We start from the raw sequence: 23,002 nt of genomic DNA, 5'->3' as shown, positions 1-23,002 counted from the left end.
TACGTAGTATAATATAATGGATATATTTATAAAAAATAATCGAAAATGAAATAAAGGGGTAAAAATATGTATTATGTGCTAATAGGTGTGATTTTAATATTATTAGCTGGAGTGTTTGTACTGTTTTATAAAAATAAACAGTTAGAATCAGAGAGTCAGCAAGTGGAATTTGAAAAGAAGCAAGCAATTGCAACGTATGAAAATGAAATTGCAGCTACGATTACAGATCATGAAGAACAACAAAATACGTTAAAAAATATGGAACAGAAAAAATACAATGATTTACAAGTAAGTACAGCTAGAGAAATTGAAAATATGCGTATGATGAAAAATCAATTAGCTGTGCAGCATAGTAAAGAACGTAGTGAAATGCAAGATAAACATAGTAATGAGATACATATGTTTCAAAAGTTAATTGCAGATTTACGAGAGTATACTAAAAATGGAGCTGAAGTGAATACACATGAAACATTACATTATATGAAGCGAGGTTTCGTAGAGCAGGGCATAATACTAGATAAAGAATTTCATATTATGCCGAATGTTTTTATTAGAAATAAGCGCGGAGCAAATGATTTTCGAATTCATCATCTTGTCTTAAGTAAAACGGGTATGTATCTACTTGAGACGAAAGAATGGACAGGGAAATTAATTCATGGTGTAACGAAAGAAAATGCTAGTATATATTCATTTATGATTGATGAAATTGGTAAGTATCAACAAGAAGTTGAGAAAGAAGAGACGTTTGAATACATTACAAGTGAAGATTCATTAACGGTACAAGTGAAAAATGAAGGGAATCCAGTATATAGAGCGAAGAAACTATCTCACATTCTATACAATTTTTTGAGAGAAATACAAGTTGATATTGTAAAAGAAAACGTAAAACCGATTGTATATTTTTATAATGAGAGTGGAAAAGAAGTGCTAGATCTTTCTGAAGAAAAAACGCCGAGATTAAAAGATAGAGAGCAAATTGTAACGTTCTTCAGAAATGAAATCTTAACAGGGAAAGTAATATATACAGATCAAGAATTAGAAAAACTTCGAGAAATCATTAGCCGGATGAATTATATAATGAATTAAAAAGGGGGGACTTTCTGAGCGCTATGTTGCGGGGTATTTTGTATGTGTATTTTTGTTTGTATATAGTAATGTATCTTGCGTTTATTTTCATTATTGATATAGTTCATATGTCATTAAGTGTAAAGAGTATATTTGTAGTAGTCATGCCCTTTGTTTTATTAGCCATAATTCAAAGGGCTACTGTAAATCGAAATAAAGAAAAGAAACAAATGTTAAGTGTAATGATAGTAGGAATCATTCCATTAATAGTGTGCGCTGTACAATTAAGTATGAATGAGTACACTTCCAAGTTTAATCAAGATCGATGGTTAAATTATGCAGAGAAACGGGTACATATGGTAGATGACTTATTACAAAAATATAAATTAATAGGGAAATCAAATGAAGAAATTACAAAATTGTTAGGAACTCCTACTGAAACGAGAAATGAGGAAGATGGGGTTATCACTTCGTACTATCTTGGAGCAGAACGTGGCTTCATTCCAATAGATAGTGAACAGCTTGTTTTACAATTTGATAGAGGTGGTAGAGTTTTGAAATATAAGGTACAAAGAGATTAAAGAAATCTAGAGAGGAGCTATATGTTATAGCTTCTTTTTATTTTTCAATATGTTGTAGGAGAGGAATATGGATTTTGAATGGAATAAGGAATGAAAGCGGAGGTGATGCATATATATAGATGCATTGGGGTGTTTTTATCGCGCATAAACGGACAGTAAGGCTCCCACTTCAAAATTCGGAATGCGAGGGGGTTAGGTGGGAGGCGGGTTACCTGTAAAAGCCCGATTGGTGTGGGCTAATAATCAGTAGGGGATGGACAAAACCCCGACTGATTAAAGTTTCACTTTCTCATATTGTATAAATGAAAAGGAGGTAAGACGGTGAAACCAATCCCGACTGATGTCCTGAGTAAAGAGTTGATGGAAAGAGAAGGAGTTATATCTATTACCGTAAAGGAATTTGAAAAAATAGAAGTAGCTGGAGTTGTAGTAGCTGGTCCTGCTGTTATTTTAATTAATCAAGATTAAGTACATATTATCAATATAGAAAAGTACTAAAAGCAACCGTCGATTCAGCAGTCTGTAGGGACAACAATGCTTGTTATATTTGGAGATGGGCTAGGATATAGTTCGGAAGGGTATCTAGATGCAAGTATTAATAGGGACGATGTTAGGAGCATATATCGATGCGAAGTTTACAAATTATGCACCACGTATGCTTTTGAGGTTTTCAATGATTATGACACCGGTTTTAGCTGGATGTATGTATGTTACTGATGGAATAAAAATAATATAGTAAACTAATATGTTTTACGAATGAATTATGTAAGTAATTCATATTTCCAATATAAAAGGATTTGTTTTAATATTATGAGTATAAAGTTCGAGTATTCGAAGTATTACTTGAATTATATCCCTATCCCTTTTCTAAAAAATGCGAACAAGTTTTGCCCTATTCTATTCAATATTTAATTGTATAGAAATATATTGTTCGATGACCATTATGGAACGTACGTAATGGGAGAATCCCGATCCTTAAAGAGGATGCCCCTAATCTTCATGTGAAAATATGATCGGATAAGAAAGCTGACCAATGGTGGTCAGCTTTCTTTTTGTTCAAAAACTATTTCTTCTTTAATTTCTGTTTGCAATAATAAAGTTTTTCCGAAGCGGCGTTTACATTCAGCCCGCACTTTTTGAATGGCTAGTAGCTGAGAAGTAGCGGGAACTGTGACGATGGCTTGGCGAGGTTTTCGATTTTCTTCACAAAAGACACATTCCACAACATATTTAGAAATCATAATTCCATCCTTTCGGTTTGAATTTCTAAGAAGGGACTGCTCATGAAGTTGATGTAATCTTTCGTCATCGTTTTACTTTTTTCCTCTTTTTTTCAAGGGGAAAATAGAAAAGAAGGCGAATTTTAGTAGGGGAGGGATGTATATGGAGAGATGGATAGGTACGGCAGCTATATGTGTAAATGAAAGAAATGAAATTTTAATGGTTTTGCAAGGAAAAAAAGGTGAAGAAAAAAGGTGGTCTGTCCCAAGTGGAGGGCTTGAAAAGGGAGAAACTTTAGAAGAATGTTGTATCCGAGAAGTTTGGGAGGAAACAGGTTACGATGTGGAAATTGTAAATAAAATATACGAAAAAGAAGGTATTACATACGGAATTCCCGTGTATGTCCACTATTATTTTGTTAAACAAACAGGTGGTTATATGAAAATTCAAGACCCTGATGAGTTAATACATGAAATTGATTGGAAAGGGATACATGAAGTTGAAAAATTATCTTTGGCTTTCCCAGAGGATTATGAACTAATATGCCAATATATAAATAAAGAAGCAAGTATTTAAATACTTGCTTCTTTAATGTATCCAAGATAAGAAAAGTGGAACGATAACTAAACTAGCTCCAGCTGTTAAAAGCATTGATAAACTTGCAATGGTTCCTTCTACAGGACCGATTTCGAATGCTTTTGATGTGCCCGTTCCATTTGCGCTTGTTCCTAACATGATGCCTTTTGCGAGCGCTGTTTTAATACGGCATATACGTATAAGAGAAGGGCCGAGTAATGCTCCTGTTAAGGCAGTTAATACGACAAATACGGCTGTTAATTGTGACATACCACCAATCATTTCTGAAATAGCCATTGCAATAGGTGTTGTTACAATATGTGGTGCTAGGCTCTGTTCTATTGATGAATCGATTTGAAAAAAATTAGCTAGTAGTGCTGAAGTAATAACCGATAGAAAAGAACCGACAATGACATTAATTAATATAGCAATTCCATGTTTTTTTAATAGATCAAAATATTTGTAGATTGGCCATGCGAAAGCAACTGTTGCAGGTTTTAACAATTCTGTTAACCAATGACCACCGGATTCGTAGGTTTCGTAGGGTGTGTCCAATACGAGTAATAAAGCAATTAAAATGATTGGGCATATAAGAAGAGGAGAAAGTAAGCTCCAATTCCAGCGTTGATACATTTTTTTAGATACCCAATATGTGAATAGTGTTAATAGTAAACAAAGAAAGCCGATCATTGTGTTGATCCTTTCCGATTTAATAGCAATTCTGTTAATAGTCCTGTTACGAGAGTAACGCAAAGAGTACTAATCACGATAATTAAAATGATATCGATTCCATATTGTGATAATGTATCTTTGTAGCGTATGACAGCGACTGCAGAAGGAATGAAAAATAAAATAAGTTCTTTTAATAAAAAGTCAGCGCCATCTTGTATCCACTCTTTTTTAACTATATTAAATTTTAATGAAATTAATAATAAAAATATCCCGATTATACTTCCTGGAACTGGGAGGTGTGCCTGCTTTGCGATCCATTCACCTGTCCAAGCGAAACAAAATAATAATAAAATTTGTCCACTTAATTTCCACCATTTCATACAGTAACCACCTCTTTCTTTTTTTACATAAAAATTGTAAAAAAGAATTAACATTTTCTACTATACGTTCATTTAAAATGTTTGTCTAATATATAAATTGTATGTTATTAATATATTAGATGTATTAATTGAAGAGGAAAAGGGTGTCAAAAATGGAATTACGGCATTTGCAATATTTTGTTGTTGTGGCAGAGGAGTTACACTTTGGACGAGCAGCAGCTCGTTTACAAATGACACAGCCACCGCTCAGTCAACAAATTCAGCAATTAGAAAAAGAAATGGGAGTTATGTTATTTTCAAGGACGAAGAGAAAGGTTGAATTAACAGAAGCAGGAGAAATGTTTTTAAAAGAAGTAAAAAAAGCGTTTGAGCAAATTGAAAAAGCAGTAGAAGTTGCACAAAGTGCGCAAAGGGGAGAAGTAGGATCACTTTCAATTGGTTTTGTAGGTGCGGCGATATATGATATTTTACCATCTATCGTCAGGGAGTATAGAAAGAAATTTCCGAGAGTGTCTGTTGCATTACATGAATTATCAACACCAGATCAAGTGCACGCACTTCATGATAATCGAATTGATATTGGATTTTTACGTCCGCCAATTCCAACGCAATTATTAGAGTTAGAACCAATTCAAAAGCTATCTTGTACGTTATGTTTACCGAAGGCACATCCGCTTGCCGAAAAGGACGAAATACATATTGAAGATTTAAGGGATGAACCGTTCGTATTTATTACGAGACCAGTATGGCCAGCATTATATGATACAATCCTATCACTTTGCCGCGATGTAGGTTTTAGTCCGCACATTGTACAAGAAGCAACGGAGTATCAAACAGTTATGGGGCTTGTAGCAGCAGGGATTGGAATTACAGTAATACCCGTATCGGCAAATAAATTATATAAAACAGAAGTCGTATATAAGGAATTATTTGATTCTAATTTTGTGGCAGAAATGTCGGTAGCTTACAAAAAAATGAATAGTAATCCAGAGCTTTTAGAGTTTTTAAAGATTGCAAGAGAGAAAAAAAGAATTGAAGTAGAAGACGAGTAATAAAAGTAACGGAAAAGGGATTTAAATCAGATATATAAAAGTACACCTTATTAAACAATAAAACGGAAATGCNNNGCATTTCCGTTTTATTGTTTTTTTAGCTCGATACTAAAAAGATAAACGTGTTCGTTTTCTTTTAAGAGTAAATCAATCCCTGATTTTTCATCAATGGTAGGGATGCTTACAGTTTCTTTATTTGTTTGGATTACAGCAGCTAAAATTGTTTTTTGATTGTACCTTACATTTTTTGCGGATTGAATTGTAGTAGTTGCAGAACTATTTAAGCTTTGAGGTGCTTCTTCAGGAACAAGCGTTGAACCACCGTCAATATTAATATACCATTGACCTTTTCCGTGTATATCTTTGTTCAATTGGAAATGTGGTGCTATGAAAGAAAGCCTTATTTTCTTTTCTAAAAAATGTGATGCAGCTATGTTAGCAATTTCTTTTACTTTTTTACCATTTTGATAATATTCAATCGTAGCATGTAGCTCATCTTTATTGTTTTTGATTGTAAAATCATAAAACATTCTATTTTCTTCACTTATAGGAGTCATTTGTAAAATATCAGATTGCTCTTTCGTTAATTTATATGGTTTAACAATGGCCCCTTCATTGTTTTTCAGCGGGCTACAACTTGTGAGAAATAGTAAGGATAAGAGTAATAGTAATTTTACACGCATGCAATCCTCTCCCTTTTTACAATTATATTCTAAATATGGTTTATTTTCCATTTTCATTTTCTAGGACTAAAGACTTAGAAAAGATTCCGATTGTAGTGCGATGTTTAAAATGTCATATTTTTATACACTAGTAGTATAGAATGAGTATGTTATAAAGTGAGGTAGGGGAAAGAATTTATGTCTTTATTTCGGTTAGCGAGAAAAAATATAAGAACATTTGCTACCAGAAGGTTGAAACAATTTGTATGGGTTGCTACGAGTACAATGATTTTGTTTTTCATGATATCGCTACAATTTAATAAAGTAGTAGTGGATAAAGTAGGGGATATACGTATATTTGAAATGTGTTTTTATACTATGTTTATTTTATTGATTTTTATATGTCTGTTTATTACATATAAAATGACGCATTCTCTTTTGCAAATGAGGAGAGAAGAGTTTAAATCTTATGAAGTAAAGCATATGAAAAGAAATGAAATGCTATGTTTATTATGTCAGGAGCAATTATTCATTTATGGAGCAGCATTTGTTTTCGGCTTAGTTCATGGGATTTTATTTTTGAAATTATTTACGATTATCTTTATGAAAATAGCAGGGATACAAGGGATAAATAGTGCACCGATTACAATATATGCAATAGTAGTTATTAGTATAATTATGATGGTTGTTGTCTTATTATCGATGATGCAATGCTGTCGATTTGTTCGAAGTTTAAAAGATGAAAATTCGTTTCATTTCAAGAAAAAGGCGTGATTTCTCATGCCTTTTTCATTTTATGTTAATTGTTTAAGAGCTTTTTCAGCTAGCAAAGCGAAGTATTCTGCACTTATAGGTAATGCTTGTTCATCGATAGTGAAATAGGGATGGTGCCATTCATGTGTACCATTTGTTCCCATAAAGACGAAATATCCTGGTATGTGTTGTTGGTAAAAGGAGAAATCTTCTCCAGCCATGGAAGGAGTAGGCGAAATCACATTTAGAGCCATTTCCTCTGCAACTTGAGTGCATAAACCAGTAAGGTCTGCATCATTTTGAACGGCAGGAGGCCCTGGGTAAAAATGGAATTCTGTTTTTACACCTAATGCATCCGAAACGCCTTTAATAATACGTTCCATTAAAGCTGGTATCTTTTCACGTGTTTCGGATTGGAAAGTGCGAACTGTTCCTTCTAATGTTGCCTTTTCGGGAATAACGTTCCATGTATTTCCTGAATGGATGTTTGTAACACTAACAACTGCATTATGAGATGAACTTATATTTCGGCTTACAATAGTTTGCAGCGCCATAACAATTTGAGAGGATGCGACAATAGGGTCTACCCCAGCATCTGGTACCGCTGCGTGTGTACCGACTCCGTGAATTTCAATTTCAAATCGATCGACTCCGGCCATTAGTGGACCATCTTTAATACCAATTGTACCTACTGGCAAATCAGGTTTATTATGCATGCCGAAAATAGCATGCACATTTTGTAAATGTCCAGCATCAATAACTTTGCAAGCACCATTACTGCTCTCTTCAGCTGGCTGAAATATAAAGCGAACCGTTCCGTTTAGGAAAGATTCTCTTTCTTTTAATAAGAAGGCCGCACCTATAATAGCAGCTGTATGAAAATCATGCCCACAAGCATGCATTTTACCGTGGATTTTTGAAGCGTACGGTAAATTTGTCTCTTCTTGAATAGGAAGGGCATCAATATCAGCACGGATTGCTATAATTGTTCCACTATTATTTCCTGAAATTTCAGCAATAACGCCCGTTTCTAAACTAGAATTTATAATAGTAATGTTTTTTTCTTCTAACCAATTCTTTATAGCTTTCGTCGTTTCAAATTCTTCGTATGATAATTCTGGATGCTCATGTAAATTTCGACGAATAGAAATCAATTCCTCAGTTAATCGTTCTAGATTGGATGCCACGTATAATGCCTTCTTTCTTAAATAAAGTATTTACATTAAGTATACAATAATAAAAGAGAGGATTCTCCAATGAAAATCCTCTCTCGTTTATGCGGCCAATTTTTTAGGTGTAGGATGTTTTTGATAACGTCCACGCATTACATATGCAATCTGAGGGATTGCAACACCAATTAAAATAAGTGATACACCAATCCATTGTGAAGATAGTACAGCTTCTTTTAAAACGAATACAGACAGAATTGTTGTAACAGGTAATTCTGCTGCGCCAAGAATAGTTGCTAAGCCAGATCCGATTTTTGGAATCCCGATTGTAAAGGCGATAGATGGGATAACGATACTAAATATCCCTAGTCCTAATCCGTATTTCCAAAGTCCTTGAGCAATTGCTCCATTAAAAATAAATGTTGGCGGGAACACGATCATGACTAAAGTTAGAGCGCCAGCCATTAATAGGACACCACGTGGTAAGGAAGGAACTTCAACAGCAACTTTACCACTTACGAAAATATATGTTGCAAATGTAACAGCAGATAATAAACCTAAAATGATTCCAGTCGTATCGAAATCACCAGCCGATTTTTCTAGTAAACCACTTGATAAAAATGTACCTGCAAGTAAGAAAATAACCGAAATAACTTTTTCTCTTGAAGGTAATGTTTTTGTTGCAATAGCTTCAATAATAATACCGATCCAAACGAATTGGAACAAAAGAATAATTGCGATAGAAGCTGGTACTGTTTTTAATGAAGCATAATAAAAAATTCCAGTAAAACTTGCAGATGTTCCTGCTACGAATAAAATTAACGCTTGTTTTAATGGAACGCGGTGTCTAGAGAATAGAAGAGTAATAGCAAGCAAAATAATCCAACCGAACAAATATTGGCTACCAATTACCTCTCCTAGTGAAAAACCTTCTGCATACGCAAGCTTAACAAAAATAGCTAAAATTCCATAACTACACGCTCCTAATAAAACTAAAAGAGAATAACGAAGCATGAAAAATTCCTCCCATCTGTATGAAATAGTTCCGTAACGAAAATATATCTAGAGGGAAGTATACAAAATTAAAAATAAAGGGTCAAATAAAAGAAAAGTGCGACATTTTATAGAATAATAATAAAAGTATGATATTTATGCATAATCTTGAAATTTATAATAATAGAAGTATTGTAAAATCAGCTTTATATTGTATAAAAGTAGCATTTTAAAAAAATATTTTTTAAGATGAATATGAATGGCAAACGGTTATAGGCCACTAATTTGAGAAATGATAATGCATTTGTTATGTTAGAAGTAATAGGAAATAAGCTATTATTCAATTGGAGTTTTGTCTATATAATAGAAGGAAATGAAAACGTTATTTTCGAAAAGGTGTAAGAGGATAGTTTTTCATATTGTCACGTTGGAAAAGTGAATTCACGAATTGTTCATAGTATTTTTATGTGTTTTTGCTACAATATTTAGGGAGAGGAGTGGAATCATGCAAGATATTAGTATCTTTTTAGCGTTTGGAGCCGGGTTTTTATCATTTATTTCCCCATGTTGCTTACCGCTTTATCCGGCATTTTTATCTTACATAACAGGTATGTCGGTTTCTGAGCTAAAAGAAGAAAATGCAATGCTTCGAAAGAGAAGTATGATACACACAGCGTTTTTCTTACTTGGTTTTTCAATAATATTTATTGCAATTGGATTTGGTACAAGTTTTATCGGAGGAATCTTTACGGACTATAAAGATTTAATTAGACAGTTGGGTGGTATATTTATCATCGTGTTTGGTCTTATTATTGTAGGTGTGTTTAAGCCGAAGTTTTTAATGCAAGACCGTAAATTTACATTTAAGAATCGTCCGAGTGGTTATGTTGGATCAGTATTAATTGGATTGGCGTTCGCTGCAGGATGGACTCCTTGTACAGGACCTATTTTAGTGTCAGTCATTGGTTTAGCAGCAACAAATCCAGAATCAGCAATGATTTATATGATTGCATACATACTTGGATTTGCCATCCCGTTCTTCGTACTGTCATTCTTTATTACGAAAATGTCTTGGATTAAAAGAAATAGTATGAAGTTCATGAAAATCGGAGGATACGTTATGATTGTCATGGGTGTCTTCTTATACTTTAACTGGATGACAAAGATTATCGTATATTTCTCAAGTTTATTTGGTGGCTTTACCGGTTTTTAGTATTATTCTGTGAAAATGTTGGAAATACTAACGGAAAAGCATATAATGAAAATATATTTTGCATATAGCCACAAAAAAGGATGAGAAAATATGAACATAGTTGTTTTATCAAGTATCGTTGCTGTTTGTATGGCTGTCGGTGCGATGTTTATTCGTTTAAAAGCAGCTAAGAAACCTGCAACATTGAAAAAGGTTATACTTCCACCATTTTTCATGAGCACGGGAGCATTGATGTATGTTTTTCCTGAATTTCGATTAACTCCAGCGGAAATGCTAGAAGCAGTTGGCGTTGGTTTGTTTTTCTCTATTTTTCTTATTAAAACATCTAAATTTGAAATTAGAGGACAAGAGATTTATTTGAAACGTTCAAAAGCATTTGTTTTTATACTAATTGGATTACTTGTAGTGCGGATTGTATTTAAAACATACTTAAGTCAATCTCTTGATTTAGGACAACTTAGCGGCATGTTCTTCTTACTTGCGTTCGCGATGATTGTATCATGGAGAATTGCAATGTACCGTTCCTTTACGAAATTACAGAAGGAAATGGAAAAAGAAGATGGTTTTTATAATGAAAAAGATATGAAATTAACTTAACAACTGTATATGCATCAAATAAAAAGACGGCGTCAAAGGCGCTGTCTTTTTTATCGAAAATAATGTGAAGTTACTTTACAAGTAAAGATTTGTAGTTAGAATAATCAATCTTTTTTTCTTGCAGTTTTTTAACTAAAAATTTATGGTCACGCTTCGGTGTAGCAACGATATACCCTTTAATAATTAAATCTTGTGTAATACTGGATGCGTTTTCTTGTAAGGCAAGTTCTCCGATTTTCCCAGCAATTTTTGATTTAGCAACATCGCGAAATAGCTCAGGAACGGGACTCACTAGTTCTTCTAATAATTGCTTTTGTTCGTCATCCCATAAATGTCTAGTTTTATTAATATAGTGCTCTTCCCAATCTAAAATGGACATACCGTCTTCTTTGGGTAATCGTTTCAGGAATTTTCTGAACATGAAATATCCACCAATAGACATAAGCCCTAATAATATAACAGTCCAACCGACTATAAACCAACTAAACCAACCTTCAAGCAATTGTATGCACTCCTTTAACGAAAGCAGTAGTTTTCTATTATTTATATTATAAACAGTGAGATTCATAGAAAGCAAGAACGCTTGGTCATTTTGACCAAGCGTTGTGATTTAAACGAAGTATAGTTGTTCAACACATAAATTATTATTGTCGTCCTCAACATACTCAATAATAAGTGTGCCAACTTTACGATCTTTATCTTCAGTTGTGAAAATAGAGTAAGAAGTAAAACGTGTTGTTGATAGGCCGCTTATATGTGTAGGTAAAGAAATGTAGTCGTTATCGCGGAAGAATTCCATCAGTTCAATGTCTTCAAATTCTTTTCGGTCAACTTGTTTGTTTGTATAGCGGCGTTGAAGTTGTTTTAAAGATTCATTCCAAGAAATTGCTTTTGTATCGTATACCATTGTTCTATCTCCTTACTGTATGTAATCATTAAGAACATATGTTCTAAACAAGTATACTCTTTTTATAAGAAAAGGGAAAGCAAAAAATAATGTAAGCTCGGATTTCCAAGCTTACATTATTTATGCGTCCGTCATAACCTCTATTTTTTATTATAAGTTAGATAAGAATAAGAAACAAGCCGATATATATTTCGTTGATTGTTTTTAAAATTCTGTATATTATCTGTGTATGAAGGGAATGAGAGGGATGACATACGTAATTTCACTTCAAGGACCGATGGCAAGCGGAAAAACAACATTGGCTAAAAGATTAGAAGAGAGAGGATATTCGGTTATATATGAAAATCCATATCCAATTGTAGAAAAGCGAAAAGAATTGAATTTAGATATGAATTCAAAAGAGGGTTTTATAACAAATCAAAAAATGTTTATGGAGGCAAAAATAAAAGAGTTTCAAAATGTGAAAGGTTCAGTTGTGATATTTGATCGCGGGCCAGAGGATATAGAGTTCTATTCACTTTTTTATCCAAAACTTATAGAGAAAGAGTGGGATATAGAAACAGAATTGCAAGATGATTTATGTAAATTAAGAGAATGCCGTTCGGATGCAATTTTTTATTTAGATATTTCGAAAGAGGGTTTATATGATAGAAAACATAATGATCGGGCAAGAACTCGAAGTACATTTGAGGAACAATTTAAATTGGTAGAAATTGAAAAGGAATGGTATAAACAATTTTCAGTTACATATGCAAATACGGATGAATTGATGATAGAAGAAGTAGAGAAGAATTTTATGAAGTGGCTAAGGGAGAAAGGACTATGAAAAAAATACTTGTATTCGTCTATCAAACGTTTGCTGAATTTGAAATTACGGTAGCGACGGCATTGCTAAAAAATAAATATGAAATCATTACAGTGGGTTTAACGAAAGAATTGATTATAAGTGAAACAGGCTTACAAGTAGAGCCGCATATAGAATTAAGTGAAGTGCACGTAGAAGAGTATGAGGGGATTATCATTCCAGGCGGAGATGCAATACATATGAAAGATGTAGAATTGCTCTTCTCAATCATTCGTCAATTTGCGGAACGAGAAAAGTTAGTAGCTGCGATTTGTGCTGGACCTTATGCGCTAGCAAAAGCAGGCTTATTCAAAGAAATCTCGTATACAGTAACCATAGATTATCAAAAATTAGATTGTTTTCCAGTAGAAAACTTTGTGTATGAAGAAGTTGTACAGCAATCACATGTTATTACAGCGCAAGGACATGCATTTGTACCATTCGGAATAGCGATTGCATCTTATTTTGGAGTAGCAAACGAACATAATACAAATTTTTATGGCGGTAAGGGCAATGCGATGATGGAGAAACTTTTACCAAAAAATGTGTAAAAGCTAGCAAATGCTAGCTTTTTTCCTTTTTACATTGATAAATTGCTAACGTTTTTGGATCGCGCCATATACCGTTATGAAGAGATAATTCTTTGTTTATTTCTTCTTTTAGCCATTCCTTCATTTCAATATGAAGATACATATCATCAGGTATATTCAGCGATGGGAACATACTAGAAATATAGTTTACAATCGGAGCGGCACGATGGAAAACAAGTGCATTATGGATAATTGTTTCTTCAACAGTTGGAAAAACAGATTGTAGTAGCTCTTTACCATTTTCTAAACAAAATGGAGCGACTGCTGGTGATGTTTGCGGTAAATCAAATGCGTTTAGCATGTTGTTACACATTTCAACTATACGAGGCAATGAAATGTTAGAATTTGTTGTGGCTAAAAGTGTACCGCCGGGACGAATGACTTTGTGAAATCCTTGAATTGCTTTCTCGACGTCTTTCATGTGATATAACATATGACTTGCAATTACGAGGTCATAACAATTCGTTTCGAAAGGAAGTTTACTAGCATTACCCTGTTTCCACTTAATTGTATTACTTCGTTTAGCGGCTTCAGAAAGCATAGTTTCCGATTGATCGAGCCCAGTTAATGGACCTTTATGACCACTATTTTGCAAAAGGGAAAGGAATTTTCCATTAGCACACCCAACCTCTAATATATTTTCTTCTCCTTGAAGTTGTAAATGCTCAATGACGACCTCATCTAATTTCACTTGTTTTTCTTCGTACTGTTTATGCGTATCGATGCGTATTTGTAAATGGTTGCTGACGCTGTATTGGCGTTTTATATCATTCATCTTTTCATTTTCTACTCTCGTACAAAATTGCTGGATCGCATATGTTAAAGCATCTGTTTTCTTTAAGCCTTCATAAAGTAGTGCCGCTTCAAATCTTTTAAGTAAATTTTCTTCAATTCGAAAATGGATATCTTTTCGTTTCGTCACTGAAATCTCGCCCCTTTGCATCTGTTAGTGAGACTATAGCACGCCTGAAAAATTTGTGTAAATAATTTGTGTACACAAATGGAGGGAATGAAAAAATTGTTTGAATGTGAGTTTAAACTATTGACGATTTAACCGTTTTCATATATTCTTAAATTAAGAAATATTCAAATAATTAAAAAGAAATGAGAGAGTCACATGCTTCTTCAAGGAACACATCGAATTGGTCGTATGGCCATGCTGTTGGCACTTGCGGATGAGAATGAAAGCCCTGTGTTATCTATTCCAAAAGGTTGGAAATATTGTACAGGGAAAGTGGGATCTATGAATTCGCAAAAAGTTGTAGCAGCAATGGAAACAGCGGCTAAGAGCAACCAAGTTATTGAAACAGATGTTTACAGAGAAACACATGCACTTTATCATGCAATAATGGAAGCTTTGTACGGAGTGACGAGAGGTCAAATTCAGTTAGCAGACGTTCTTCGTACAGTAGGACTTCGTTTTGCAATTGTGCGCGGTACACCATACGACGGAAAAAAAGAAGGCGAATGGGTTGCTGTTGCACTTTATGGAACGATTGGTGCACCTGTAAAAGGATCTGAGCATGAGGCGATTGGTTTAGGAATTAATCACATATGATTTGCCCATAGTCTATTAGTTAGAAGGGGGCCTTATTCTTTAGGACAGAAGTCTGTCTTAAAAAGATAAGGTCCCCTTTTGCCTTTATAAGGAGGAAAAAGAATGATTACGTTAACAGGACATACATTGACAGTTGAGGAAATAAAGAGGTTGTTACTTGAAGGTGAAGGTGTAACAGCTTGTCCAACTAGTATGCAAAAGGTAGCAGAGTGCCGTGAAGTAGTTGAAAAAATCGTAGAAGACGGGAAAGTCGTTTACGGTATTACAACTGGATTTGGAAAGTTTAGTGATGTGTTAATTCAAAAAGATGATGTAAAGGCACTTCAGCATAATTTAATTCAGTCACATGCATGCGGGATAGGCGATCCATTTCCTGAAGAAGTATCACGCGGTATGTTAATTTTACGAGCGAACACGATGCTTAAAGGAGTATCTGGTGTTAGACCGCTTGTTGTAAATATGCTTCTTGAGTTTGTAAATCGTAAAATTCACCCGGTCGTTCCGCAACAAGGTTCACTTGGTGCGAGTGGAGATTTAGCACCTTTATCTCATCTAGCTCTCGTTTTGTTAGGTGAAGGTGAAGTGTTCTATAAAGGAAAACGAGTTCATGCGATGGTTGCTCTTACAGAAGAAGGTCTTGAGCCGATTGAACTTGAAGCAAAAGAAGGTCTTGCGTTAATTAATGGTACGCAGGCGATGACAGCGCAAGGCGTTCTATCTTATATAGAAGCAGAAGCAATGGCTTATCAAGCTGAACTAATTGCTTCCATGACAATTGAAGGGTTACAAGGCATTATTGATGCATTTGATGAAAATGTTCATAAAGCGCGCGGTTATAAAGAACAAGTGGAAGTAGCGAGCAGAATTCGTGACATCCTTCAAGATAGTAAGTTAGTGACAAAACAAGGAGAACTTCGTGTACAAGATGCATATTCACTTCGTTGTATCCCGCAAGTACACGGTGCTACTTGGCAAGTTTTAAATTACGTGAAAGAAAAATTAGAAATTGAAATGAATGCAGCGACAGATAACCCACTTATTTTTGATGGCGGGGAAAAAGTAATTTCAGGTGGTAACTTCCACGGACAACCGATTGCATTTGCGATGGACTTCTTAAAAGTTGGGATGGCGGAACTTGCAAATATTTCAGAGCGTCGTATTGAGCGCTTAGTAAACCCGCAATTGAATGATTTACCACCATTTTTAAGTCCAGAACCAGGACTTCAGTCTGGTGCAATGATTATGCAATATGCTGCAGCTTCACTCGTTTCTGAAAATAAAACGTTAGCACATCCGGCGAGTGTTGATTCAATTCCGTCGTCAGCTAACCAAGAAGATCATGTAAGTATGGGGACAATTGCTTCACGCCATGCGCATCAAATTATTCAAAATGTAAGACGTGTTCTTTCTATTGAAATGATTTGTGCGATGCAAGCGGCAGAATATCGAGGAATTGAAAATATGAGTACAGTGACGAAGAGTTTTTACCATCAAGGTCGTCAGCAAGTACCTTCTATTACAAATGATCGCATATTCTCAACGGATATTGAAAATATTGCGCATTGGTTAAAAATGAATTATTCGATAAAAGAAAGATTGGATGTAAACGCAGCACTATAAAATGAGAAAAGGGAGAGATTGAAATGGAAAAAGTAAAACAAACAATTCGCGCGCCAAGAGGTACAGAACTACAAACGAAAGGGTGGGTGCAAGAAGCTGCACTTCGTATGTTAATGAATAATTTAGATCCTGAAGTTGCTGAAAAACCAGAAGAATTAGTTGTATATGGCGGAATTGGCCGTGCAGCTCGTAACTGGGAAAGCTACAATGCAATTGTAGATTCATTAAAAACGTTAGAAAGCGATGAAACATTACTTGTTCAATCAGGAAAACCAGTTGCAATTTTCAAATCACATGAAGACGCGCCTCGCGTGCTGTTAGCGAACTCAAACTTAGTACCGAAGTGGGCGAACTGGGATCACTTCCGTGAACTAGAGAAAAAAGGTCTTATGATGTACGGACAAATGACAGCAGGTAGCTGGATTTACATTGGAACACAAGGGATTTTACAAGGAACATATGAAACATTTGGTGAAGCGGCTCGTCAACATTTCGATGGTTCATTAAAAGGTACAATAACACTTACTGCTGGTTTAGGTGGTATGGGTGGTGCACAACCTCTTGCTGTAACGATGAATGGTGGTGTTGTTATCGCAATTGATGTTGATAAGCGTAGCATCGACCGTCGTATTGAAAAGAGATACTGTGATATGTATACAGAATCATTGGAAGAAGCATTAACTGTTGCGAATGAGTATAAAGAGAAGAAAGAACCGATTTCAATTGGATTGTTAGGAAATGCAGCAGAAATCTTACCTGAATTAGTAAACCGTAATATTATCCCAGATTTAGTTACGGATCAAACTTCTGCTCATGATCCATTAAACGGTTATATTCCAGTAGGATATACGTTAGAAGAAGCAGCGAAACTTCGTGAAGAAGACCCAGAACGTTACGTGCAATTATCAAAAGAGAGTATGAAAAAGCACGTAGAAGCAATGCTTGCAATGCAAGAAAAAGGTGCGATTACATTTGATTATGGAAATAATATTCGCCAAGTTGCATTCGATGAAGGCTTGAAAAATGCATTCGATTTCCCAGGATTCGTTCCAGCATTCATTCGTCCATTATTCTGCGAAGGAAAAGGACCATTCCGCTGGGTAGCACTTTCTGGTGATCCAGAAGATATTTATAAAACTGACGAAGTAATTTTACGCGAGTTTGCGGATAATGAGCATTTATGTAATTGGATTCGTATGGCACGCCAGCAAGTTGAGTTCCAAGGCCTTCCATCACGCATTTGTTGGCTTGGTTACGGTGAGCGTGCGAAATTTGGCCGCATCATTAATGAAATGGTTGCAAATGGTGAATTATCAGCACCAATCGTTATCGGCCGTGACCATTTAGATTGCGGTTCAGTAGCATCTCCAAACCGTGAAACAGAAGCGATGAAAGATGGCAGTGATGCAGTAGCTGACTGGCCAATTTTAAACGCATTAATTAATAGTGTAAACGGTGCGAGCTGGGTGTCTGTTCACCATGGTGGCGGCGTTGGTATGGGTTATTCACTTCACGCTGGAATGGTTATCGTTGCAGATGGAACAGAAGCGGCAGCAAAACGTATTGAGCGCGTATTAACTTCTGACCCTGGTATGGGTGTTGTTCGTCACGTTGATGCAGGATATGACTTAGCTGTGGAAACTGCGAAAGAAAAAGGCGTTAACATTCCAATGATGAAATAAGGAGGAGAAAACATGCTAGACACTTTACTAATAAATATCGGTCAATTACTAACAATGGATCAAGAAGATGGCTTGTTAAGACGGGAAGCGATGAACACGCTTCCTGTTATCGAAAACGGTGCGGTTGGAATTGAAAACGGCGTAATTACTTTCGTTGGAACAGCGGAAGAAGCTAAAGGATTACAAGCGAAAGAAGTTATTGATTGCGGCGGGAAAATGGTTTCTCCTGGTCTTGTCGATCCGCATACTCATCTTGTATTTGGTGGATCTCGTGAAAATGAAATCGCACTAAAATTACAAGGAGTTCCGTACTTAGAAATTTTAGAACAAGGCGGAGGTATTCTTTCAACTGTAAATGCAACGAAACAAGCGTCGAAAGAAGAACTTGTTCAAAAAGCGAAATTCCATTTAGACCGCATGCTATCTTTCGGTGTGACAACTGTAGAAGCAAAGAGTGGTTATGGACTAGATGATGAGACGGAATGGAAACAATTAGAGGCAACTGCACAATTACAAAAAGAGCATGCAATCGATTTAGTTTCCACATTTTTAGGTGCTCATGCAGTTCCGAAAGAGTATAAAGGTAGATCAAAAGAATTTTTACAATGGATGTTAGACCTACTGCCAGAAATGAAAGAGAAGCAATTAGCTGAATTTGTTGATATTTTCTGCGAAACAGGTGTGTTCTCTGTAGAGGAGTCAAAAGAATTTTTATTAAAAGCGAAAGAGCTTGGCTTTGATGTAAAAATTCATGCAGATGAAATTGACCCTCTTGGTGGTGCGGAAGCAGCGGCTGAAATCGGTGCAGCATCAGCAGATCATTTAGTTGGCGCCTCGGATAAAGGCATTGAAATGCTTGCAAACTCGAATACAGTCGCAACATTATTACCAGGAACAACTTTCTATTTAAATAAAGAAAGCTTCGCTCGCGGTCGTAAAATGATTGATGAAGGTGTTGCAGTTGCGTTAGCTACAGACTTTAATCCAGGTAGCTGTCCAACTGAAAATATTCAGCTTATTATGAGTATTGCAATGCTAAAGTTGAAAATGACACCAGAAGAAGTTTGGAATGCAGTAACAGTTAACTCTGCTTACGCAATTAATCGCGGTGAAGTAGCTGGTAAAATTAGATTGGGTCGCAAGGCAGATTTAGTTTTATGGGATGCGTACAATTATGCTTACGTGCCGTACCATTACGGTGTAAGTCATGTAAATACAGTTTGGAAGAACGGTAATATCGCATATACAAGAGGTGAACAATCGTGGAGCACGGCCACTATTTAAAGAAAAATGCAAAGTTTATCGATCGTGAAGTGACGAAATGGAGTGAGATGATTAAAGATTGGGAAGAAGGTGTAGAAATATTCGGTGCTGCCTTAATTGGAGCACCCCTTTCTAAACCATCTATTAGTCATTCAGGAGCATGTTTTGCGCCAAAAACAATTCGTGCGATGTTAGATGCATATAGCACATACGCAATTACAGAAGAACACGATATGCAAGAAAGTGTCTTGTATGATTGCGGTGATATTACGATGCATGTGACAGATATAAAAGAAAGTCATAACCGAATTGCAAAAACAGTTGGTCACTTAACGAAAGTAAATCCGAAAATGATACCAATCGTTCTTGGTGGTGACCATTCGATTAGTTTTCCGAGTGTAACAGGTTTTGCAAATAGTAAAGGAAAGGTCGGTATTATTCAATTTGATGCCCATCATGATTTACGTAATTTAGATGATGGTGGTCCATCAAATGGTACACCGTTCCGTAGTTTAATAGAAAATGATGTCATTACGGGAAAACAACTCGTTCAAATTGGAATTCGTAATTTTTCAAATGCACGTACTTACCATGAATATGCAAAAGAGCATGGCGTGACAGTGTATACAATGAAAGATGTAAGAGAAAAAGAAATAAAAGATATTATCGCGGAAAGTATTGAAGTGTTAAGAAAACAAGGTGTGACGTCTATTTATATTTCTCTTGATATGGACGTACTAGACCAAGCATTTGCGCCAGGGTGCCCAGCAATTGGCCCTGGAGGAATGGATAGCGCAACTTTACTTGATGCGATCGAATTCCTTGGCAAAGAACAGCTCGTTCAAGGGATGGATATCGTAGAAATTGATCCAACTCTTGATTTTAGGGATATGACGAGCCGAGTAGCAGCGCAAGTGATTATGAGTTTTCTTTTAGCACGAGAAACGATTAGTAAACAGGTTAGTATATAAGCGAAGAATCGTGTGTGTCTTTCATATTGCATATTAAATAAAAACACATCACTACATATAAGTAGTGATGTGTTTTTTATTTAATAAGATATATAAAATCAGAGGGGATGGGTGTGAAAAGGTAACAAAATCACGGGTTTTTTAGTGTTTTTGTACAGAGTGAATTTTTCTGTTTAAATAAATTGACATGGAAAATATTTTTATGATATTATAAAAATTTTGCTAAAAAAATGAATGTGTGTTAAGATTGAGAAGGTTACCATATATGGAGGTGGATTATTTGTTTCAAATTGGCGATAACATTGTTTATCCAATGCAGGGAGCAGGTATAATTAAAGCCATAGAAGAGAAAGAAATTGCAGGAAAAAAACAACAGTATTATGTTATAACAATGTCGGGTAGTAATATGGAAATAATGATTCCTGAAGGGAAAATATTGAATTCAAATATACGACCAGTTACGGATATAACTGCATTAATACACATAATAGATATTTTTCAGCATGGAGAATCAGATAGATTACTTACGTGGAAACAAAGGTATAAAGTGAACACGGATAAAATAAAAACGGGTAAAATGCAAGAAGGTGCTGAAGTTGTACGTGACTTAATGCGTATACAGAAAGAAAAAGCACTTAATGCAAGCGAAAAGAAAATGTTAGATAACGCACATGAATTTTTGATTAGTGAACTGGGATTAATTGAAGGTATCACAGAAAATCAAATGAAAAGCTTTTGTTAAGGTTCATTATAAATAATGTATTGCATCCCAAAAAAGATCTTGAATTTTTTGGGAACATAATTATAGACAATCAATCATTTCAAAGACATTCAACTCTTTCAAACCACTTTTAAAGCATTAACCTCTTTTGTTATTACTACAATCTAATCCATTTTTATTTTTTAATTTCTTTTACGAATGTTCGAAGTTTAATTAAATACTTCGATAAAATAGTTACTTGATTTTTGCAATCCTGATTCACACTGGCACGGACGAGGAGCCGTAAGGATGAAAGAGAGGTAGGGCTTTCATTGTTTTAGGTATATAAGTTATTATTTTTAGAAGAATACTAAACCATTTTCACTTCTATTGATAAGAGATTTTTATATGTGAATATACAATAATTGTATATATTCTTTATATAAAAGAGATAAACGAATTGACAGCCATATATGATCAACTAAAAAAGGTTTCCTCCTAAGGGAACCTTTTTAATTTTATCCCGCTATTTGTGGGCAGTAAGACTCCTACCTCAAAAATCGGAGAATGCGAAGAGGTTAGGTGAGGGCTAATAAACCCCCACTGATTAAAGTTTCACTTTATTTATAGCATGCTGTTTTTTTGATATTCGAATATTTTATGGTGAAGTCGTATAAATTGACGGTACTATTTAAAAGTAAGTATGATGCAATTATAGTAATATTTTTTAGGGGGAAGAAAAATGACAAGTGCAAATAATAAAGCGGCAAGTATTTATGAGGGGACAAATATAAACGCTTGGGGATCTTTTGAAAATATTGAAGAAACGAAGTTGTTTGATCCGATTCAAATTGGATCTTGGTCTCTTCGTAATCGTATAGCAATGGCACCGATGACGAGATGTTTTGCAAATATTGAGACTGGAGTAGTTGGTGCTGATGTAGTAGAGTATTACCGGAAGCGTGCTGCAGATGGAGTTGGATTAATTATTACAGAAGGAATTGTTATTAGCCCAAGAGCAAAAGGAAACCCAGGAGTACCAGGTATTTATACACAAGAACAAATCGATTCTTGGAAGCCTGTTACAGAGGCGGTACATAAAGAAGGCGGGACGATTATTGCTCAAATATGGCATGTTGGGCGTATGAGTCATCATGAAATAATTGGTGGTCAATTGCCACAAGCACCGTCTGCAATCGCTGCAGAGGGAAATGTTCCACGTTTTCGTAAACCGTTTGATACGCCAGAAGCAATGACGTTAGAAGAAATAAAAGAAGTTATTGGTCAATATGCACAAGCTGCGAAAAACGCAATCGAAGCTGGGTTTGATGGAGTAGAAATTCACGGTGCACATGGATATTTAATTGATCAATTTACTTATGAGTTTGCGAATAGGCGAACAGATCAATACGGCGGTGACTTAAAGCAAAGGTTAACATTTATGAAAGAAGTAACTGAGGCTGTAATAGAAGCTGTTGGAGCTGATAAAACACTTCTTCGCTTCTCTGCCTTTAAAGGTGATAATCCTACTTATATGTGGGAAAACCCAGAACTTGCGATTGAAACGTTCATAGATATGTTCAAAGAAGTTGGATTAACGATGATCCACCCTTCAACCATGAATTATACGCAAGTGATTGCTGACGGAAAGAATTTTCATCAATTAGTAAGGAAGTATTGGGATGGTACTATCGTAGGAGTGGGTAATTTGAATCCGAAAGAGGCAGAAGAAGCATTGCAAGAAGGAACAATTGATGTAGCGGCATTCGGAAGACCGTTAATTGCGAACCCAGACTTTGTTCATCGAATTAAACATGCCGAAAGTTTAGTTGAATATGACGCGAAAGAGCATCTTGTTACATTAGTGTGAATAAGGATAAAAGGAGAACACATCGAGTGTTCTCCTTTTATTATGGAAGTATATAGGGGGAAG

General features: G+C 35.3%; 26 protein-coding genes and 2 pseudogenes. 19 read left to right on the top strand and 9 right to left on the bottom strand.

Features of this window, described 5'->3' with window-relative positions; translation table 11 throughout:
• The first annotated feature begins 66 nt into the window (after window positions 1–66).
• The 4 genes and pseudogenes from COI75_RS22565 to COI75_RS22550 form a co-directional block, all read left to right on the top strand.
• Window positions 67–1,086 (top strand): nuclease-related domain-containing protein, encoded by a 1,020-nt coding sequence (locus tag COI75_RS22565; RefSeq protein WP_000291908.1) that lies wholly within the window; start codon window positions 67–69, stop codon window positions 1,084–1,086.
• A 23-nt stretch (window positions 1,087–1,109) separates the two neighbouring features.
• Complete coding sequence (locus COI75_RS22560) at window positions 1,110–1,646, top strand: hypothetical protein (RefSeq protein ID WP_000943759.1); 537 nt, start codon at window positions 1,110–1,112, stop codon at window positions 1,644–1,646.
• A gap of 321 nt (window positions 1,647–1,967) precedes the next feature.
• Window positions 1,968–2,114 (top strand): BC1881 family protein, encoded by a 147-nt coding sequence (locus COI75_RS22555; protein ID WP_098448652.1) that lies wholly within the window; start codon window positions 1,968–1,970, stop codon window positions 2,112–2,114.
• A 39-nt stretch (window positions 2,115–2,153) separates the two neighbouring features.
• Window positions 2,154–2,382: pseudogene (locus COI75_RS22550) on the top strand (sulfite exporter TauE/SafE family protein); the annotation flags it as partial.
• A 304-nt stretch (window positions 2,383–2,686) separates the two neighbouring features.
• Here COI75_RS22550 and COI75_RS22545 read toward each other — a convergent pair.
• Window positions 2,687–2,887, bottom strand: a complete 201-nt coding sequence (locus COI75_RS22545; protein ID WP_000624201.1) for a DUF3903 domain-containing protein — start codon at window positions 2,885–2,887, stop codon at window positions 2,687–2,689.
• Window positions 2,888–3,029: 142 nt separating this feature from the next.
• Between COI75_RS22545 and COI75_RS22540 the strand changes: the two genes are divergently transcribed.
• On the top strand, window positions 3,030–3,443 hold the full coding sequence (locus tag COI75_RS22540) for an NUDIX hydrolase (RefSeq protein ID WP_000442988.1): 414 nt from the start codon (window positions 3,030–3,032) through the stop codon (window positions 3,441–3,443).
• Between the two features lie 12 nt (window positions 3,444–3,455).
• Here COI75_RS22540 and COI75_RS22535 read toward each other — a convergent pair whose 3' ends face one another.
• Window positions 3,456–4,133 carry an LrgB family protein gene (locus COI75_RS22535; RefSeq protein WP_000578966.1) on the bottom strand — a complete coding sequence of 226 codons (678 nt, stop codon included), beginning with the start codon at window positions 4,131–4,133 and terminating at the stop codon, window positions 3,456–3,458.
• Complete coding sequence (locus COI75_RS22530) at window positions 4,130–4,495, bottom strand: CidA/LrgA family holin-like protein (protein WP_000872359.1); 366 nt, start codon at window positions 4,493–4,495, stop codon at window positions 4,130–4,132. Before COI75_RS22530 ends, COI75_RS22535 begins: the two co-directional genes overlap by 4 nt.
• A 152-nt stretch (window positions 4,496–4,647) precedes the next feature.
• On the opposite strand from COI75_RS22530, the gene alsR reads away from it, so the two are divergent.
• Window positions 4,648–5,547 carry an acetoin biosynthesis transcriptional regulator AlsR gene (alsR, locus tag COI75_RS22525; protein WP_033657134.1) on the top strand — a complete coding sequence of 300 codons (900 nt, stop codon included), beginning with the start codon at window positions 4,648–4,650 and terminating at the stop codon, window positions 5,545–5,547.
• Window positions 5,548–5,633: 86 nt separating this feature from the next.
• On the opposite strand, the gene COI75_RS22520 is transcribed toward alsR, so the two are convergent.
• Window positions 5,634–6,230, bottom strand: coding sequence for a hypothetical protein (locus tag COI75_RS22520; RefSeq protein ID WP_001264119.1), 597 nt, complete (start codon window positions 6,228–6,230; stop codon window positions 5,634–5,636).
• Window positions 6,231–6,407: 177 nt separating this feature from the next.
• Between COI75_RS22520 and COI75_RS22515 the strand changes: the two genes are divergently transcribed.
• Window positions 6,408–6,983, top strand: coding sequence for an FtsX-like permease family protein (locus COI75_RS22515; RefSeq protein ID WP_000051876.1), 576 nt, complete (start codon window positions 6,408–6,410; stop codon window positions 6,981–6,983).
• A gap of 20 nt (window positions 6,984–7,003) precedes the next feature.
• On the opposite strand, the gene COI75_RS22510 is transcribed toward COI75_RS22515, so the two are convergent.
• Complete coding sequence (locus tag COI75_RS22510; RefSeq protein WP_000157894.1) at window positions 7,004–8,149, bottom strand: M20 peptidase aminoacylase family protein; 1,146 nt, start codon at window positions 8,147–8,149, stop codon at window positions 7,004–7,006.
• Between the two features lie 87 nt (window positions 8,150–8,236).
• Window positions 8,237–9,145, bottom strand: coding sequence for an EamA family transporter (locus COI75_RS22505; protein WP_000947019.1), 909 nt, complete (start codon window positions 9,143–9,145; stop codon window positions 8,237–8,239).
• A gap of 288 nt (window positions 9,146–9,433) precedes the next feature.
• Here COI75_RS22505 and COI75_RS27825 point away from each other — a divergent pair.
• The 3 genes and pseudogenes from COI75_RS27825 (at window position 9,434) to COI75_RS22490 (ending at window position 10,934) form a co-directional block, all read left to right on the top strand.
• A pseudogene (locus COI75_RS27825) lies at window positions 9,434–9,613 on the top strand (peptidase T).
• A 16-nt stretch (window positions 9,614–9,629) separates the two neighbouring features.
• Window positions 9,630–10,337, top strand: a complete 708-nt coding sequence (ccdA, locus tag COI75_RS22495) for a cytochrome c-type biogenesis protein CcdA (protein WP_001152678.1) — start codon at window positions 9,630–9,632, stop codon at window positions 10,335–10,337.
• A 90-nt stretch (window positions 10,338–10,427) separates the two neighbouring features.
• Complete coding sequence (locus tag COI75_RS22490; protein WP_001028642.1) at window positions 10,428–10,934, top strand: CcdC family protein; 507 nt, start codon at window positions 10,428–10,430, stop codon at window positions 10,932–10,934.
• A gap of 70 nt (window positions 10,935–11,004) precedes the next feature.
• On the opposite strand, the gene COI75_RS22485 is transcribed toward COI75_RS22490, so the two are convergent.
• On the bottom strand, window positions 11,005–11,436 hold the full coding sequence (locus COI75_RS22485; RefSeq protein WP_000889368.1) for a DUF2621 domain-containing protein: 432 nt from the start codon (window positions 11,434–11,436) through the stop codon (window positions 11,005–11,007).
• Window positions 11,437–11,544: 108 nt separating this feature from the next.
• A complete protein-coding gene (locus COI75_RS22480) occupies window positions 11,545–11,841 on the bottom strand; it encodes a hypothetical protein (RefSeq protein WP_000262404.1) in 297 nt (98 codons plus the stop codon).
• Window positions 11,842–12,088: 247 nt separating this feature from the next.
• Between COI75_RS22480 and COI75_RS22470 the strand changes: the two genes are divergently transcribed.
• Window positions 12,089–12,667: an AAA family ATPase gene (locus COI75_RS22470; protein WP_000222838.1), complete on the top strand. Its 579-nt coding sequence runs from the start codon at window positions 12,089–12,091 to the stop codon at window positions 12,665–12,667.
• Window positions 12,664–13,236 (top strand): DJ-1/PfpI family protein, encoded by a 573-nt coding sequence (locus COI75_RS22465; protein WP_000722980.1) that lies wholly within the window; start codon window positions 12,664–12,666, stop codon window positions 13,234–13,236. Before COI75_RS22470 ends, COI75_RS22465 begins: the two co-directional genes overlap by 4 nt.
• A 13-nt stretch (window positions 13,237–13,249) precedes the next feature.
• Here COI75_RS22465 and COI75_RS22460 read toward each other — a convergent pair whose 3' ends face one another.
• Window positions 13,250–14,197 (bottom strand): class I SAM-dependent methyltransferase, encoded by a 948-nt coding sequence (locus COI75_RS22460; protein ID WP_000166783.1) that lies wholly within the window; start codon window positions 14,195–14,197, stop codon window positions 13,250–13,252.
• 195 nt (window positions 14,198–14,392) lie between these two features.
• Between COI75_RS22460 and hutP the strand changes: the two genes are divergently transcribed.
• The 7 genes from hutP (at window position 14,393) to COI75_RS22425 (ending at window position 22,939) form a co-directional block, all read left to right on the top strand.
• Window positions 14,393–14,833: a hut operon transcriptional regulator HutP gene (hutP, locus tag COI75_RS22455; protein WP_000926516.1), complete on the top strand. Its 441-nt coding sequence runs from the start codon at window positions 14,393–14,395 to the stop codon at window positions 14,831–14,833.
• A 102-nt stretch (window positions 14,834–14,935) separates the two neighbouring features.
• Window positions 14,936–16,453, top strand: a complete 1,518-nt coding sequence (gene hutH / locus COI75_RS22450; protein ID WP_000631855.1) for a histidine ammonia-lyase — start codon at window positions 14,936–14,938, stop codon at window positions 16,451–16,453.
• Window positions 16,454–16,476: 23 nt separating this feature from the next.
• A complete protein-coding gene (gene hutU / locus COI75_RS22445) occupies window positions 16,477–18,135 on the top strand; it encodes a urocanate hydratase (protein ID WP_000416704.1) in 1,659 nt (552 codons plus the stop codon).
• A gap of 12 nt (window positions 18,136–18,147) precedes the next feature.
• Window positions 18,148–19,419, top strand: coding sequence for an imidazolonepropionase (gene hutI, locus COI75_RS22440; RefSeq protein WP_000887526.1), 1,272 nt, complete (start codon window positions 18,148–18,150; stop codon window positions 19,417–19,419).
• A complete protein-coding gene (gene hutG / locus COI75_RS22435) occupies window positions 19,398–20,369 on the top strand; it encodes a formimidoylglutamase (protein WP_000399822.1) in 972 nt (323 codons plus the stop codon). The genes hutI and hutG overlap by 22 nt, the downstream gene beginning before the upstream one ends.
• Before the next feature lie 280 nt (window positions 20,370–20,649).
• The gene (locus tag COI75_RS22430) at window positions 20,650–21,111 is read left to right on the top strand and encodes a CarD family transcriptional regulator (RefSeq protein WP_000486327.1); all 462 of its coding nucleotides are present in this window, start codon (window positions 20,650–20,652) and stop codon (window positions 21,109–21,111) included.
• 700 nt (window positions 21,112–21,811) lie between these two features.
• Window positions 21,812–22,939 carry an alkene reductase gene (locus tag COI75_RS22425; RefSeq protein ID WP_000199589.1) on the top strand — a complete coding sequence of 376 codons (1,128 nt, stop codon included), beginning with the start codon at window positions 21,812–21,814 and terminating at the stop codon, window positions 22,937–22,939.
• The last annotated feature ends 63 nt before the right edge of the window (window positions 22,940–23,002 follow it).

This window comes from Bacillus cereus (assembly GCF_002564555.1).
In the GTDB taxonomy this organism is placed as follows: domain Bacteria; phylum Bacillota; class Bacilli; order Bacillales; family Bacillaceae_G; genus Bacillus_A; species Bacillus_A cereus_K.
Note: the sequence above shows the minus strand (reverse complement) of the source record. Positions and strands in the feature narration are given on the sequence as shown.

Bases quoted from the DNA above. Each gene is read 5' to 3' on its own strand.
- COI75_RS22470 (WP_000222838.1), top strand. From the start codon at position 12,089: ATGACATACGTAATTTCACTTCAAGGACCGATGGCAAGCGGAAAAACA.
- COI75_RS22480 (WP_000262404.1), bottom strand. From the start codon at position 11,841: ATGGTATACGATACAAAAGCAATTTCTTGGAATGAATCTTTAAAACAA.
- COI75_RS22530 (WP_000872359.1), bottom strand. From the start codon at position 4,495: ATGAAATGGTGGAAATTAAGTGGACAAATTTTATTATTATTTTGTTTC.
- alsR (WP_033657134.1), top strand. From the start codon at position 4,648: ATGGAATTACGGCATTTGCAATATTTTGTTGTTGTGGCAGAGGAGTTA.
- COI75_RS22520 (WP_001264119.1), bottom strand. From the start codon at position 6,230: ATGCGTGTAAAATTACTATTACTCTTATCCTTACTATTTCTCACAAGT.
- COI75_RS22540 (WP_000442988.1), top strand. From the start codon at position 3,030: ATGGAGAGATGGATAGGTACGGCAGCTATATGTGTAAATGAAAGAAAT.
- COI75_RS22425 (WP_000199589.1), top strand. From the start codon at position 21,812: ATGACAAGTGCAAATAATAAAGCGGCAAGTATTTATGAGGGGACAAAT.
- COI75_RS22465 (WP_000722980.1), top strand. From the start codon at position 12,664: ATGAAAAAAATACTTGTATTCGTCTATCAAACGTTTGCTGAATTTGAA.
- COI75_RS22565 (WP_000291908.1), top strand. From the start codon at position 67: ATGTATTATGTGCTAATAGGTGTGATTTTAATATTATTAGCTGGAGTG.
- COI75_RS22535 (WP_000578966.1), bottom strand. From the start codon at position 4,133: ATGATCGGCTTTCTTTGTTTACTATTAACACTATTCACATATTGGGTA.
- hutU (WP_000416704.1), top strand. From the start codon at position 16,477: ATGGAAAAAGTAAAACAAACAATTCGCGCGCCAAGAGGTACAGAACTA.
- hutI (WP_000887526.1), top strand. From the start codon at position 18,148: ATGCTAGACACTTTACTAATAAATATCGGTCAATTACTAACAATGGAT.
- ccdA (WP_001152678.1), top strand. From the start codon at position 9,630: ATGCAAGATATTAGTATCTTTTTAGCGTTTGGAGCCGGGTTTTTATCA.
- hutP (WP_000926516.1), top strand. From the start codon at position 14,393: ATGCTTCTTCAAGGAACACATCGAATTGGTCGTATGGCCATGCTGTTG.
- COI75_RS22515 (WP_000051876.1), top strand. From the start codon at position 6,408: ATGTCTTTATTTCGGTTAGCGAGAAAAAATATAAGAACATTTGCTACC.
- COI75_RS22505 (WP_000947019.1), bottom strand. From the start codon at position 9,145: ATGCTTCGTTATTCTCTTTTAGTTTTATTAGGAGCGTGTAGTTATGGA.
- COI75_RS22545 (WP_000624201.1), bottom strand. From the start codon at position 2,887: ATGATTTCTAAATATGTTGTGGAATGTGTCTTTTGTGAAGAAAATCGA.
- COI75_RS22490 (WP_001028642.1), top strand. From the start codon at position 10,428: ATGAACATAGTTGTTTTATCAAGTATCGTTGCTGTTTGTATGGCTGTC.
- COI75_RS22560 (WP_000943759.1), top strand. From the start codon at position 1,110: ATGTTGCGGGGTATTTTGTATGTGTATTTTTGTTTGTATATAGTAATG.
- hutH (WP_000631855.1), top strand. From the start codon at position 14,936: ATGATTACGTTAACAGGACATACATTGACAGTTGAGGAAATAAAGAGG.